Genomic DNA, 14,513 nt, shown 5'->3' with positions numbered 1-14,513 from the left:
TCGGCGCATCCATGCGCCTCACGGTCCTGGCCACGGTGTACCTCGCCCTGCGCTTCAGGGTTCGCGGCGAGCGCGGAGGGTGTGGCAAAGGCAAAGCAGGAGCAAAAAAACAAAGGCGCCTTCCGGCGCCTTTGCTCTCAAACCCGTGCAGCCTTGCTTCAGCCCTTGGCGACGGTGGCCACGGCCTTGGCGACGTATTCCAGGTTGTTCTGGTTCAGCGCGGCCACGCAGATGCGGCCGGTGCCGACGGCGTAGATGCCGAACTCGTCGCGCAGGCGTTCGACCTGCTCACGGCTCAGGCCGGAGTAGGAGAACATGCCGGCCTGTTCGTTGATGAAACCGAACTGCGGCGCACCGGCCGCGGCCAGTTTCTCGACCAGGCCCTGGCGCAGGGCGTGGATGCGCTCGCGCATCCCGGTCAGCTCCTGCTCCCACATCGCGCGCAGTTCCGGGTTGGTCAGCACGCCGGCCACCAGCGCAGCACCGTGGGTGGACGGACTGGAGTAGATGGTGCGGATCACGCGCTTGACCTGCGACTGCACGGCCTTGGCGTCAGCGGCGGTCGGCGCCACCATCGACAGCGCACCCACGCGCTCGCCGTACAGCGAGAACGACTTGGAGTACGAGTTGGCGACGATGAAGCTGTCGATGCCGGCTTCGGCGATGATGCGCACCGCGGCGCCGTCCTGCTCGATGCCCTTGTCGAAGCCCTGATAGGCCATGTCGATGAAGGGGAACAGCTGGCGGTCCTTCAGCAGCTGGGCGACCTGCTTCCACTGGGTGACCGTGAGGTCAGCACCGGTGGGGTTGTGGCAGCAGGCGTGCAGCAGCACCACGGTGCCGGCTTCCAGCTTGCCCAGGTCGGCCAGCAGGGCGTCGAAGTTGACGCCATGGGTGGTCGGGTCGAAATAGGTGTACTCCACCACGTCGAAACCGGCGGCGCTGAACACCGCGCGGTGGTTTTCCCAGCTCGGGTTGCTCAGCGCGACGGTGGCGTGCGGCAGCAGCTTCTTCAGCACGTCGGCGCCGACGCGCAGCGCACCGCTGCCACCGACGGTCTGTGCGGTGGTGACGCGGCCGGCGGCCAGCAGCGGCGAGTCCTTGCCGAACACCAGCTCACGCGTCGCCTGCGTGTACGCCGGCAGGCCATCGATCGGCAGGTAGCCGCGCGGTTTGGCTTCAGCGGCGAGCTGCTGCTCGATCTGCTTGACGGCGCGCAGCAGCGGAATGCGGCCGCTCTCGTCGTAGTAGATGCCCACACCCAGGTTGACCTTGGTCGGGCGGCTGTCGGCGTTGTACGCCTCGGTCAGGCCCAGGATCGGGTCGCCTGGGACCAGTTCCACGTTTGCAAAGAAGGACACGGCGGTACTCGTTCGGTAGACGGAAAGGGGGAGGAATTGCGCCACGCGGCTTGCGGCTTTTCGGCCGGAAACAGCCCATCGTAACAAAGCCTGCCGGGGCTGGCCGCCGCCATCGTCATCCGCGGCCCCGTACCATGGCGTGCGTTGCCGCCCGATCCATCAACCTGAATCATGAATCCTGCTGCACGACGCCATCGCCTGCCGCTTGTTGCCCTGCTGTTGTCGCCCTGGGCGGCGCTGGCCGAGCCCACGCCGACTGCCCTGCCCGCCGTGCAGGTGCAGGCCGCACGCGTGCCCGGCATCGACCCGTTCGCCTTGCCCGCCAGCCTGGACACGGTCTGGATCGATGCCAGCCGGCCCGGGGCCGGGGTGCAGCTGTCCGAGGCGCTGGCCGGGGTGCCGGGCCTGCTGGCGCGCGACCGGCAGAACTTCGCCCAGGACACCCAGTTGTCGATCCGCGGCTTCGGCGCGCGCTCGACCTTCGGGGTGCGCGGGGTGCGGGTGCTGATCGACGGCGTACCGGCCACCATGCCCGACGGCCAGGGCCAGCTGTCGCACGCCAGCCTGCTGGGTGCCGAGCGCATCGAGGTACTGCGCGGGCCGTTCTCTGCGCTGTATGGCAACTCCTCCGGCGGCGTGCTGCAGGTATGGAGCGCGCAGGGCCAGGCCGGCGACCCCTGGCGGTTGCGCGTGAATGCCGGTGCCGACAACACGCTCAGTGTCGGCGCGCAATTGAAGGGTGCCGGCCAAGGGCTGGACTACAACATCGCCGCCAACCACTTCCGTACCGATGGCTGGCGCGACCACAGCCGTGCGCGCCGCGAATCGCTCAACGCGCGCATCGGCGGTGAGCTGGGCGGTGGTCGGCTGGAGCTGCTGCTCAATGCGCTTGATGCACCGGATGCGCAGGACCCGCTGGGCCTGACCCGTGCGCAGGTGGCAGCCGACCCACGCCAGGCCACGGCAGTGGCGCACCAGTACAACACACGCAAATCGGTGCGCCAGCAGCAGGCCGGCCTGCGCTGGACCCGCGAGAACGCGGCGCAGCGCTGGCAGCTGATGGGCTACGCCGGCCAGCGCGCGGTGAGCCAGTACCTGCCGATTCCACCGACTGCCCAGGCCAACCCCCTGCATGCCGGCGGCGTGATCGATCTGGACGCCGGCTACGGCGGCCTGGACGCGCGCTGGGGCTGGCACGGCGATCTGGCCGGGCGTCCGCTGGACGTGGTGGCCGGGCTCAGCGCCGACCGCCAGCGCCAGCATCGGACCGGCTACGAGAACTTCATCGGCAGCACGCTGGGCGTACGTGGTCGCCTGCGCAGAGACCAGATCGACACCGTGCAGAACGTCGATCAGTTCGCCCAGGCGTGGTGGCAGTGGAGCCCGCGCTGGTCACTGCTGGCGGGCGTGCGCCACAGCAGCGTGCGCTTCGAATCGGACGACCGCTACATCACCGGTCGCAACCCCGACGACAGCGGCCGCCGCCGTTACCAGGCCACCACGCCGGTGGCCGGGATCAGCTTCGAGGCAAGCCCGCAGTGGCGGCTGCACGCTGCGGTGGGACGTGGTTTCGAGACCCCCACCTTCAACGAGCTGGGCTATCGCGCCGACGGCCAGGCCGGGCTGGCACTGGATCTGGCCGCTGCCCGCAGCCGCAGCATGGAGGTCGGCAGCAAATGGCATGCGCAGGACGGAACCCAGCTCGATATCAGCCTGTTCCGTGCAGATACCGACGATGAGCTGGCCGTTGCCAGCAATACCGGCGGACGCAGCACCTACCGAAATATTGGCCGCACCCGCCGCCAAGGCGTGGAACTGCAGTATCGCCAGCCACTGGCCGAGCAGCTGGAACTGCAACTGGCCTGGACCTGGCTGCAGGCGCAGGTGCGCTCGCCCTACCTGACCTCGAACAACACGGTCGCCGCAGGCAGCCGCCTGCCGGGCGTGCCGCGCCAACAGGCGTTCGCACGCCTGCAGTGGAGCCCGGACGACTGGCAATGGGCGCTGGAGGCCACGGCCAGCAGCGATACCGTGGTCAACGATCTGGCCACCGAGCGCGCGCCGGGCTACGCCCTGCTGCATCTGGAAGCTGGGCGCCGCTGGACCCTGCCCGGTGGAGAGCTGCGTGCCTTCGCGCGGCTGGAGAACCTGCTGGACCAGGCTTATATCGGCTCGGTGATCGTCAACGATGGCAATGGGCGCTACTACGAGCCCGGGCCGGGGCGACGGGCCAGCGTGGGTGTGCAGTGGTCGTGGCGCTAGCGCGGGACCGCCGCGCTCGCCGGGCATGGTCCGCCGCCACCGTCAATCGGGGGCCTTGGCTGGCACGAACGGCGAGGTCGGGTCGCTGGCCGGGAAGGTCTCCTCCAACGCCTCGTCCTGGTTGTCACTGGCGCGTTGCTTGCGTTCGCGACGCTTGAGCGGGCTTTCCTGGCCGCCGCGATGGCGATCGCCCCCGTCCTTGCGGTCCTGGGCCGCCTGTTCAGCCTGGTGCTTCACCGGCAGGTGTTCGTCGCCCTGCGCGGCATCGAAGAACGGCGCACCGGTGCCGCGGTAGTCGGCGTTGTCGGCATCGCGCTTGCTGCGCTGTTCGCCGGGAATGGGCGGGTGGTTTTCCCGCAGCGGGTCTCGGGAGGTGTCTCGGCTCATGGTCTGGCTACCTGCGCTCGGGGGGCCCCACTACACCGCCAGCAAGGTAAAGCCGCCGCGAACCTGGCGTCATGAACATCTCGCTCACCCCCCGGTAACGGCACCGCGCGTATTCCTGCCCACCCGCCCCCGCTGCAGGAGCCGGCCATGCCCCGTCTTGAACGACCCGCACCGTCCGTGTTCAACGCCCTGCTCGATCCGCTTGGCCAGCGCACCGCGCAACGCCGCACGCGTCGCCATGAGGACCCGCAGGCGGTGGCGCAGGACTACCTGCAGTACATGCTCAGCGATTACGAGGAGCGTCGAGGGTCAGGCCACCGCAACTGGCGTGATCTGTGCCCGGTCTATGCCTTTGCGCTGACCACCCACGCCGCCGACTGGCCGCGAGGCGATGCCGCCGATACCTGCGAGGAACTGGCCGAGCATTGGGAACAGATGCGCGGACAGTCAAGGCTGGGCTGGTCGCAGGCGCGTCCGGTAGTGGAAGATGCCTGGCGCGCGCTGGACCACATCCCGGCGGCGGCGGTGAGGCCGCTGCTGCAGTAGCAAAGTGCAGGTGAGCAGCCGAGCGTGGGCTCGGCGCTACAGCCTGGCGGGCGCGACCTGACCTGCACGGCATCGACACAGGTGGTTGACGCGCTTCGGCCCACGCTGGGCACCCTGCCTCATCAAAGGTGCGACCATGGCCCGCCCGATCTGGACCGGCACGCTGTCGTTCGGACTGCTCAATGTGCCGGTGTCACTGATGTCCGGTGAGCGCAAAGTCGATCTGCAGTTCCGCATGCTCGACTCCCGCGATCGCAAACCGATCCGCTTCGAACGGGTCAACGCCGATACCGGCGAGGAAGTGCCCTGGAAGGACATCGTCAAGGCCTACGAGTACGACAAGGGCAGCTATGTCGTGCTGGAGGAAGGCGACATTCGTTCGGCGGCACCGGAAAGCCACGAGGCGGTGGAAGTGGAATCGTTCGTGGACGCGGCGCAGATCGACCCGCGCTATTACGAGAAGCCGTATCTGCTGGTGCCTGGCAAGAAGGCCGAAAAGGGCTACGTGCTGCTGCGCGAGACGCTGCGCAGCACCGGCAAGGTGGGCATCGCGCGGGTGGTGGTGCGCACGCGCGAATACCTGTGCGCGGTGATGCCGCATGAGGACGCGCTGGTGTTGATGATCCTGCGCTATCCGCAGGAACTGGTGGATCCCGAGGACTACAAGCTGCCCACCGGCAAGCTGTCCGACTACCGCATCACCAGCAAGGAAACGGCGATGGCCGAACAGTTGATCGAGTCGATGTCCGGTGAGTGGGACCCGTCGCACTACCACGATGAGTTCCGCGAGCGCCTGCAGCAGGTGTTGAACAAGCGCATCAAGTCCAAGGGCGGCACCACGCGGGTGGACGATGAGCCGGCACCGCGCGAGGACGCCAGTACCAATGTGGTCGATTTCATGGCGCTGCTGCAGAAGAGCCTGGATGCGAACAAGCGCACGCCGGCGAAGAAGGCGGCAGCGCGCAAGGCACCGGCGAAGAAGGCTGGGAAGAAGACCGCCAAAAAGGCCGTGAAGAAAACCACCCGGCGCAAGGCAGGTTGAACCATGTCGCTGCACCAGTACCGTCGCAAACGCCGCCTCGGCGGTGGCGCGGGGCAGACGCCGGAGCCCGACGACACTCCCGCCCCCGGTGACCCGAAGCGACGGCCGACCTTCGTCATCCAGCTGCACCATGCCAGCTCGCGCCACTACGACTTCCGGCTCGAGATGGACGGTGTGCTGAAGAGCTGGGCGGTGCCCAAAGGCCCCTCGCTGCGCGTGGGTGAGAAGCGGCTGGCGGTGGAAGTGGAAGACCATCCGCTGTCCTACGCCGCGTTCGAAGGCGATATTCCTGAAGGCCACTACGGCGCCGGACACGTGCAGGTGTTTGACCATGGCAGCTGGGCCTGCGAGGGCGACCCGCTGCAGGCGCTGGCCGAGGGCAAGATCGATTTCGTCCTGCACGGGCAGCGGCTCCGCGGGGGCTGGAAGCTGGTGCGCACGGCGATGAAGGGGCGGCAGGTGCAATGGCTGCTGATCAAGCGCGACGACGCCGAGGCACGTGACGCAGAAGCGGACGATCTGGCGGAGGGAGCCATGCAGGTACGCAGCACGGGGCGAACGCCGGCGAAAAAGGCCGCACGGTCCGGCCCGCGCAAGGCGGATGCGCGCTGGCATGCGCGCGCGCTGAAACTGGCGGGTGCACGTGACCATCCCTATCCTCGCGGCTTCAAGCCGCAACTGACCCATCATCGCGGCGCCGCACCTGACGGCGACGGGTGGCTGCATGAGATCAAGTGGGATGGCTATCGGCTGCTGGCCGACCTGCACGAGGGCGAGGTGAAGCTGCGCTCCCGCAACGGCCTGGACTGGACCCGCGACTTCCCTGAAGTCGCCGAGGCCGTGCGCGCGCTGCCAGTGCGCGACGCACGACTGGATGGCGAACTGGTGGTGCTGGATGCACAGGGGCGCAGTGACTTCACCGCTCTACAGCGGGTCATTGATGGCAGCTCGAAACAGCCGCTGCGCTACATCGTGTTCGACCTGCCCGGGGTGGCCGGCGTGGACATCAGCCGCACACCGCTGGTCCAGCGCAAAGCCCTGCTGAAGGACCTGATCGGTCCGTCGCCGGGTACGCTGGCCTTCAGCGATCACGTGCTGGACCACGGGCCGGCGGTGTTTGCCGCCAGCGGCGACGCCGGCTATGAAGGCATCGTCAGCAAGCAGGTCGATGCGCCCTACGTGAACACCCGCGCGCACAGTTGGGTGAAGGTGAAGCACGAAGACAGCGACGAGTTCGTCATCGTTGGCCACACCGCGCCCAAAGGCAGCCGGGTCGGCTTCGGCTCGTTGCTGCTGGCCACGCCTGTTCCCGGCGGCCTGCGCTACGTGGGCCGGGTGGGCACCGGCTTTGATGATGAAGGCTTGAAGGCACTGAGCACCGCGCTGGCGTCATTGGCGGTGAAGGCGCCGGTAGTGGAACTGCCGGCCCACGTGCCGTTCCGCGCCGCCAGCGTTCGCTGGGTCAAACCGGTGGTGGTGGCCGAAGTTGCCTTCCGTGGCTGGGGCAAGGAAGGCCTGCTGCGCCAGGCCAGCTTCAAGCGGCTGCGCAGCGACAAGCAGAAGGAGGATCTGGACGTGGTTGCATCGAAGCCAGAAAGCGCGAGCGAGGTCCAGATCACGCATCCGGAGCGGGTGGTGTTTCCAAAGCAGAAGCTCAGCAAGGGAGACGTGGCGGACTACTACCGGCAGATGGCACGCTGGATCCTGCCCGAGATTGCCGGACGTCCGCTCTCACTGCTGCGCTGCCCGGACGGCGTGGGCAAGGCCTGCTTCTTCCAGAAGCACCATGGCCCTGGCCTGGGCCATGCGGTACATGCGGTGCCCCTGCAGCAGAAGAGCGGCCGCGAGGACTATGTCTACATCGAGGATGCGCAGGGCCTGCTGCAACTGGTACAGATGAACACCCTGGAGCTGCATCCGTGGGGAGCCACCGTGGCCGACCCCGAGCATCCGGATCGCCTGGTGTTCGATCTCGATCCTGGTGAAGGCGTCAGCTGGGCACAGGTAAAAAAGGGCGCTCGCGATGTGCGTGATCGCCTGCAGCAGGTGGGACTGGAAAGCTTCGTGCGGTTGTCCGGTGGCAAGGGACTGCACGTGGTGGTGCCGCTGCAGCCGAAGGCCGATTGGGAACAGGCCAAGGCGTTCTGCGAGGCCTTTGCCCAGGCAATGGCGCAGGAACAACCGGACCGCTATGTGGCGACGATGAGCAAGGCCAAGCGTGATGGCGTGATCTTCATCGACTGGCTGCGCAACACCCGCGGCGCCACCAGCGTGTGCTCGTGGTCGCTACGCGCGCGCGATTCGGCCGGTGTGGCAGTGCCGCTGCGCTGGGAAGAACTGGCACGCGTCAGCGCGGCTGACGCGTTTCCGATGGCCAAGGCACTGGCGCGGGCGCAGCGGCTGAAGGGAAACCCGTGGCATGGCATCGAGCGCTTGAAGCAGACGCTGCCGCGCATGGACCTGTAGCGCCGAGCCCATGCTCGGCTTGCATGCACATCGACACAGGCAGCCGAGCAGGGGCTCGGCGCTACAGGAGCGGCGTTACCTTGCGTCGCGCGAGGCTCGGCGGCCGAACCACCAGCTGATCAGCAGCTGCAACGGCAGTGATGCCAGCAGCGAAATGACGAACCAGAGCGGGAAATCCGCGCCCGTGGTCCACACCGCATAACCGCAGCCCAGCGCGATCAGCGACCAGATCGAAAAACCATGCGAGCGCGGCCAGCAGGGCGCGTAGTAGGTGGCGAAGGAAATGCCGGCGACGCCACCGAGCACGCTGAAGGCCAGGTCCCACCCCAGCTGCACGCTGTTGTTGTCCGGCGACAGGCCCGCCAGCGGCGGCAGCCAGCTGGCGACGCTGCTGACCAGCGCAAGCGACAGCACGCCGCCGATCAGGGCGACGATGGACAGGAACAGGGTCTTGAGCAGGCCGGGCATGCGCGCATTGTACGGCTGCGCGACGTGCCTGGGGTTTGCCGGCCTGCGGCCGGCACTACCGATGGATCGGCATGGCCGCCGCGTCCGTGGGAGAGGGGGACGGAGCGACGGCGGCCATGCACAAGCGGTCAGGCGGCGAAGTCGAGCACCACGCGGCCTTCAATGGTGCCCGCGTGCATGCGTGCGAACACCTCGTTGATGTTCTCCAGGCGGTCGGTGCTGACCGTGGCCGCGACCTTGCCCTCGGCGGCGAACTGCAACGACTCCTGCAGGTCCAGCCGGGTGCCGACGATCGAGCCGCGCACGGTGATGCCATTGAGCACCATGCCGAAGATGTCCAACGGGAAATTGCCCGGCGGCAGGCCGTTGAGCGACACGGTGCCGCCACGCCGGACCATGCCCAGCGCCTGCTCGAATGCCTTCGGCGAAACCGCTGTAACCAGGGCGCCGTGCGCGCCACCGATTTCCTTCTTCAGGAACGCGGCCGGATCGGTGGTGCGCGCGTTGACGGTGACCTGCGCACCGAGCTGCCGCGCCAGCGCCAGCTTGCTGTCGTCCACGTCCACGGCAGCCACGTTCAGGCCCATCGCGCGCGCGTACTGCACCGCCATGTGGCCCAGGCCGCCGATGCCGGAGATCGCCACCCAGTCACCGGGCTTGGTATCAGTGACCTTCAATCCCTTGTACACAGTCACGCCGGCACACAGCACTGGCGCGATCTCGATGAAGCCCACTTCCTTCGGAAGCAGGCCGACATAGTTGGCATCGGCCAGTGCGTACTCGGCGAAGCCGCCGTTGACCGAGTAGCCGGTGTTGCGCTGCGTTTCGCACAGCGTTTCCCAGCCGCCCAGGCAGTGTTCGCAATGGCCACACGCCGAGTACAACCAGGGGATGCCGACCCTGTCGCCTTCCTTGACGTGCCCTACCCCGCCTCCCACGGCCACGACGTGCCCCACGCCCTCGTGGCCGGGGATGAATGGCGGGTTCGGTTTCACCGGCCAGTCGCCCTCGGCGGCGTGCAGGTCGGTGTGGCAGACACCACAGGCCTCGATCTTGACCAGTATCTCGCCCGCCCCCGGGCGCGGTACCGCGACTTCCTCGATGACCAGTGGCTTGCCGAACTCGCGTACGACGGCGGCCTTCATGGTGGAATGCATGCTCGGATCTCCGTAGTGCGCTTGCCCACAGAATGACGCCGGCTCGAGGCCGGCGCTTTGATCACGATCAAACTATGGAAGATCGACGCTACGGTTCAGCTGGCCAGTACGGCAGCCTCTCGCGCCAGGCGTTCGATGGCGTCCCAGTCGCGGGTCTGCAGCAGCGGCGCCGTGGTCAGCCACGAACCGCCCACGCACAGCACGTTGGGAAGGTGAAGGAACTGCGGCGCGGTCTGTGCGCTGATGCCACCGGTCGGGCAGAAGCGCACGTCGGCGAACGGGCCGTGCCAGGCCGCCAGCAGCGCCGCACCGCCGGCCTGCACCGCCGGGAAGAACTTGAAGGTGTCCTTGCCATGTTCCAGGCCCAGGATCAGGTCCGAGGCGGTCGCGGCACCGGGCAGGTATGGCAGGTCGGCATCGCGCGCGGCGGCATACAGCGTCGACGTTGCACCGGGAGACACCGCGAAACGCGCGCCTGCCAGCTTTGCCGCCTGCATCTGCGCTGGGGTGAGCACGGTGCCGGCACCGATCACCGCGTCGGGCACCGCTTCAACCATGGCCGTGATCGCATCCAGTGCCCGCGGCGTGCGCAGGGTCACTTCGATCACCGGCAGGCCGCCGCGGAACAGCGCCTCGGCCACGTGGACCGCTTCATCCACATCTTCGGGGGTGTACACCGGGATCACCGGTGCCAGCTTCAAGAGCGCGCGCAGGCGCGGATCAGCGGCGGACATCAAATCGCTCCTCGCCCATCAGGGCCAGCACGCCAGCTTCGCTGACAGGATTGAAATCGCCGGGAATGGAGTGCTTCAACGCCCCGGCGGCCAGGCCGAAACGCACGCTGGCGTCGGCATCAAGGCCAGACAGCATGCCATGCAGGATGCCGGCCGCGAAGGCGTCACCACCGCCGATGCGATCGATGATGCCCTGCAGATGACGCGGCGGGGCCTGCGCACGGGTGCCATCACGGCCCAGCAACAACGCACCGATCGCATGGTGGTCCACGCTCAGCACCTGCCGCTGCGTGCATGCCATCCACTGCAGCTGCGGAAAGGCGCTGAACGCGGCTGCTGCAGCTGCGTCGATCCGCGCCATGACCTCCGGCTGCGTGAAGCGCGTGCCCAGCACCACTTCCATGTCGCGGTAGTCGGCGAACACGATGTCGGCCTGCGCGAACAGTTCGCACAGCACGGCCTGGGCATCTCCCCCCCAGCGCTGCCAGAGGCTGGGCCGGAAATTGCCATCGAAGGAGACGCGGACACCGGCCTGGCGGGCCGCGCATGCCGCCGCCAGCGTGGCGGCCGCCACCTCCGGTCCCAGTGCCGGGCTGACACCGGACAGGTGCAGCCACTGTGCGCCCTGCAGCAGCGCGGGCCAGTCATAGTCAGCCGCGGTGCTGCGCGCGAACGCCGAATCGGCGCGGTCATAGACCACTTCGCTGGGACGCTGGACCGCGCCGGTGGTGAGGAAGTACAGCCCCATGCGTGCGTCCGGTACCTCGCGCACATGACGGGTATCCACGCCGTGCCGGCGCAGTTCGCCCAGCGCATGGGCACCCAACGGATTGCCCGCCACCGCGCCCACCATCGCCACGTGATGTCCCAGCCGGGACAGCGAGACACCTACGTTCGCCTCGGCGCCACCCACGTGGACCTGCAGCTGTGGCGATTGCAGCAGCAGCTCGTGGCCGGGCGCGCCCAAGCGCAGCAACAGCTCACCGAAACAGACAATACGACCCATATCAGCTCCTTCACGCGCGCCACCAGCATGGGACACTGCATGGCATGTAAGTGGACCACGCGAGGGGGGCGTGGCAATTGACTATCGGTGTCATTCTAGACCGAGTTTGCCTTGCACGTGCTTGGTCATCATGTCGAAAGCATTGTCCCGCAAGCCTCTTGGAGACATTACAGATCTGTTGCGCTGCAAGATGCCCGATTCCCGTGGTGCTGTTAACGTCGGATTTGACTAGCGGTGTCATTCCGCTGCACAGCGCGATACCAGACCTTTGGGAGAGGGGAAAGGCATGCAATCTCGGATCCATGGAAAAAAGACACCGGTTACCTTGCTGGCGATGGGCGTAGCACTGGCCCTGTCGGCGAATGCGACCGCGCAACAACAGACCGCCACCGACCTGGACACGGTCAACGTCACTGGCTATCGCGCCAGTGTCGAGAAGGCGTTGGACATCAAGCGCGGCGAAGCCGGCGTGGTCGACGCCATCGTGGCCGAGGACATCGGCAAGTTCCCGGACCTGAACCTGGCCGAATCGCTGCAGCGCATCCCCGGCGTGGTGATCACCCGCGAGGCCGGTGAGGGTCGCAACATCTCGGTACGCGGCCTCGGCCCGGACTTCACGCGTGTTCGCATCAACGGCATGGAGGCGCTGACCACCGTCGGTGCCGGTGACCAGAGCGGCGGCACCAATCGTGGCCGCGGCTTCGACTTCAACGTGTTCGCGTCGGACCTGTTCTCGCAGCTGCTGGTGCGCAAGACCGCTTCGGCCGATGTGGAAGAAGGCTCGCTGGGCGCCACGGTCGACCTGCGCACGGCGCGTCCGTTCGACTATGACGGCTTCACCTTCGCCGCCAGCGGCCAGGCCGGCTACAACCAGATGTCCGAGAAAGCCGACCCGCGGCTGGCAGCGTTGATCTCCAATACCTTCGCTGATGGCACCTTCGGTGCCCTGTTGTCGGTGGCCTACTCCGAGCGCCAGGTGCTTGAAGAAGGCTCCAACACCGGACGCTGGGCCAACGGCCCCAGCAACGGTGGCTTCAGCGCGGCATCGCCCTTCACCGCCGCGCGCAGCGCTGATGTCTACCACCCGCGTTTCCCGCGTTATGTGCAGATGGAACACGAGCAGAAGCGCCTGGGTGTGACCGGCTCGCTGCAGTGGAAGCCCAGCAGTGCCACCGAGGTCTCGCTGGATATGCTGTATTCGAAGATCGATGCCACCCGCGACGAGCGCTACATCGAAGCGATTTCCTTCAGCCGCAACCGCGACACCAGCGTTCCGCGCCGGCCCGAACGCGATGGCAAGCCGTCGACCATTGTCAGGAACGGTGAAATCCGCAACGGTGCGCTGGTCTATGGCGAATTCGACAACGTCGACATCCGCACAGAGAACCGGCACGACGAGTGGAGTACTGCGTTCAAGCAGATCAGCCTGAACGGCCAACACCGTTTCGGCGATGACTTCACCCTGTCCGGCAAGCTCGGCATCTCGCGCTCCAGGCACGAGAACCCGGTGCAGACCACCGTCATCATGGACAAGTACGACGTCAAGGGTTACAGCTACGATTACCGGGGCAACAGCCGCTTCCCGATCCTCAACTATGGCATCGATCCGACTGATCCCAACGGTTGGGAACTGGCGGAAATCCGCCTGCGTCCGCAGTACGTGGACAACGACTTCGACACTGGCCAGATCGACTTCAACTGGAACATCAGCCCGGGCTTCCGCTTGAAGGGCGGAGTGCTGGCCAAGGACTACACGTTCAAGACCACCGAGCTGCGCCGTGCCAGCGAACTGGCCGTGCCCACCTTCGCCAACGGCAGCAGGATCGTGCCGGTGGACATGACCAGCCCAGCCGGCCTGAACGGCATCAACGGCAGCCCGTCCAACTGGGTGGTGCCCAACCTGGATGCGATCGCCGACCAGTTCGACATCTACAGCAACAGTGGCATCTACGCCGTGGCACCACGAGCCAACAACGTGCGCAGCGTGGAAGAGAAGGATCGCGGCGCGTACCTGATGGGCGAGTTCAGCACCGAGATCGGCTCGCTGCCGCTGTCGGGCAACTTCGGCGTTCGCTACGTGCGTACCAAGCAGTCGTCCACCGGACTGTCGACGCTCGCCAGTGGTACTGCCTCAACCACCGCCACCCGCACCTACGACGACACGCTGCCCTCGTTCAACCTGGTGGCCGAAGTCACGCCCGATTTCCTGATCCGCCTGGGCGCAGCCAAGGTGATGACGCGCCCGGGACTGGGCAGCCTGACCCCCGGCGCCACGGTAGCGGTGGCCGGCGGTGCACGCACCATCTCCAGCGGCAATCCCAATCTGGACCCGACCCGCGCCAGCAATGTCGACCTGGGCTTTGAGTGGTACTTCGCCGAAGGTGCGATGGCCGGCCTGGGCTTGTTCTACAAGGACATCGAGACCTCGGTGCAGACCCTGCGCGAGAACCGCCCGTTCACCGACAGTGGCCTGCCCGCCGAGCTGCTGATCGGCACCGGCGCCTCGCCCACCGACGATTTCACCTTCACCCGGCCGGTCAACACGCCCGGCGGTGAGCTGTACGGTGCGGAAGCAAACTACACGCAGCCCTTCAGCTTCCTGCCCGGCAAGTGGTCGAACCTGGGCGTGCAGCTGAACTACACCTGGGTGGAATCGAAGATCCAGTACATCAACTCCGCCGGCCAGCCGGTGATGAAGAACGATCTGCTGGGCCTGTCCAAGACGTCCTGGAATGCGACCCTGTTCTACGAAGGCGAAACCTTCTCCGGTCGCGTGTCCGCCACCAACCGCGATGACTACCTCACCCAGGTGCCGGGGCAGGAAACCGGCTTCAACCTGGAGGGCTACCACGGCATGACCGGTACCACGGTGATTGATGCATCCATCCGCTACAGGATCAGCGACCAGCTGGAACTGAGCCTGGAAGGCATCAACCTGACCAACGAGGCATCCGACGAGTGGGTGTATTCACCCGCCACCGGCCGCCTGCCGCTGCAGTACACCGAAACCGGGCGCCAGTTCCTGCTGGGTGTACGTTACAAGTTCTGAGCAACGCCGGCGGCGCGCGCTGATGCGCGCCGCCG

General features: G+C 66.9%; 11 protein-coding genes. 5 read left to right on the top strand and 6 right to left on the bottom strand.

What is annotated here, in order from left to right:
* Positions 1–158 precede the first annotated feature (158 nt).
* Positions 159–1,361 carry an amino acid aminotransferase gene (locus tag QZ853_RS06210; protein ID WP_295571400.1) on the bottom strand — a complete coding sequence of 401 codons (1,203 nt, stop codon included), beginning with the start codon at positions 1,359–1,361 and terminating at the stop codon, positions 159–161.
* 171 nt (positions 1,362–1,532) lie between these two features.
* On the opposite strand from QZ853_RS06210, the gene QZ853_RS06205 reads away from it, so the two are divergent.
* On the top strand, positions 1,533–3,623 hold the full coding sequence (locus tag QZ853_RS06205) for a TonB-dependent receptor (RefSeq protein WP_295571398.1): 2,091 nt from the start codon (positions 1,533–1,535) through the stop codon (positions 3,621–3,623).
* Between the two features lie 42 nt (positions 3,624–3,665).
* On the opposite strand, the gene QZ853_RS06200 is transcribed toward QZ853_RS06205, so the two are convergent.
* Positions 3,666–4,010, bottom strand: coding sequence for a hypothetical protein (locus QZ853_RS06200; RefSeq protein WP_295571396.1), 345 nt, complete (start codon positions 4,008–4,010; stop codon positions 3,666–3,668).
* Positions 4,011–4,157: 147 nt separating this feature from the next.
* Between QZ853_RS06200 and QZ853_RS06195 the strand changes: the two genes are divergently transcribed.
* The 3 genes from QZ853_RS06195 to ligD all read left to right on the top strand — a co-directional run bounded on the left by QZ853_RS06195 (position 4,158) and on the right by ligD (position 8,064).
* Positions 4,158–4,556 (top strand): hypothetical protein, encoded by a 399-nt coding sequence (locus QZ853_RS06195; RefSeq protein WP_295571395.1) that lies wholly within the window; start codon positions 4,158–4,160, stop codon positions 4,554–4,556.
* Positions 4,557–4,692: 136 nt separating this feature from the next.
* A complete protein-coding gene (locus tag QZ853_RS06190; RefSeq protein ID WP_295571394.1) occupies positions 4,693–5,598 on the top strand; it encodes a Ku protein in 906 nt (301 codons plus the stop codon).
* A 3-nt stretch (positions 5,599–5,601) separates the two neighbouring features.
* Positions 5,602–8,064, top strand: a complete 2,463-nt coding sequence (ligD, locus tag QZ853_RS06185) for a DNA ligase D (protein ID WP_295571392.1) — start codon at positions 5,602–5,604, stop codon at positions 8,062–8,064.
* 75 nt (positions 8,065–8,139) lie between these two features.
* Here ligD and QZ853_RS06180 read toward each other — a convergent pair whose 3' ends face one another.
* From QZ853_RS06180 to QZ853_RS06165, 4 genes are all read right to left on the bottom strand, one after another.
* The gene (locus tag QZ853_RS06180; RefSeq protein ID WP_295571391.1) at positions 8,140–8,532 is read right to left on the bottom strand and encodes a hypothetical protein; all 393 of its coding nucleotides are present in this window, start codon (positions 8,530–8,532) and stop codon (positions 8,140–8,142) included.
* A gap of 128 nt (positions 8,533–8,660) precedes the next feature.
* Complete coding sequence (gene adhP, locus QZ853_RS06175; protein WP_295571390.1) at positions 8,661–9,689, bottom strand: alcohol dehydrogenase AdhP; 1,029 nt, start codon at positions 9,687–9,689, stop codon at positions 8,661–8,663.
* 95 nt (positions 9,690–9,784) lie between these two features.
* A complete protein-coding gene (gene eda / locus QZ853_RS06170) occupies positions 9,785–10,423 on the bottom strand; it encodes a bifunctional 4-hydroxy-2-oxoglutarate aldolase/2-dehydro-3-deoxy-phosphogluconate aldolase (protein WP_295571388.1) in 639 nt (212 codons plus the stop codon).
* Positions 10,410–11,429, bottom strand: coding sequence for a sugar kinase (locus tag QZ853_RS06165; protein ID WP_295571386.1), 1,020 nt, complete (start codon positions 11,427–11,429; stop codon positions 10,410–10,412). Before QZ853_RS06165 ends, eda begins: the two co-directional genes overlap by 14 nt.
* Positions 11,430–11,715: 286 nt before the next feature.
* On the opposite strand from QZ853_RS06165, the gene QZ853_RS06160 reads away from it, so the two are divergent.
* Positions 11,716–14,478 carry a TonB-dependent receptor gene (locus QZ853_RS06160; protein ID WP_295571385.1) on the top strand — a complete coding sequence of 921 codons (2,763 nt, stop codon included), beginning with the start codon at positions 11,716–11,718 and terminating at the stop codon, positions 14,476–14,478.
* The last annotated feature ends 35 nt before the right edge of the window (positions 14,479–14,513 follow it).

It is taken from the genome of uncultured Stenotrophomonas sp., from assembly GCF_913778665.1.
In the GTDB taxonomy this organism is placed as follows: Bacteria; Pseudomonadota; Gammaproteobacteria; order Xanthomonadales; family Xanthomonadaceae; genus Stenotrophomonas.
This window is presented reverse-complemented; position numbering and strand designations above follow the sequence as displayed.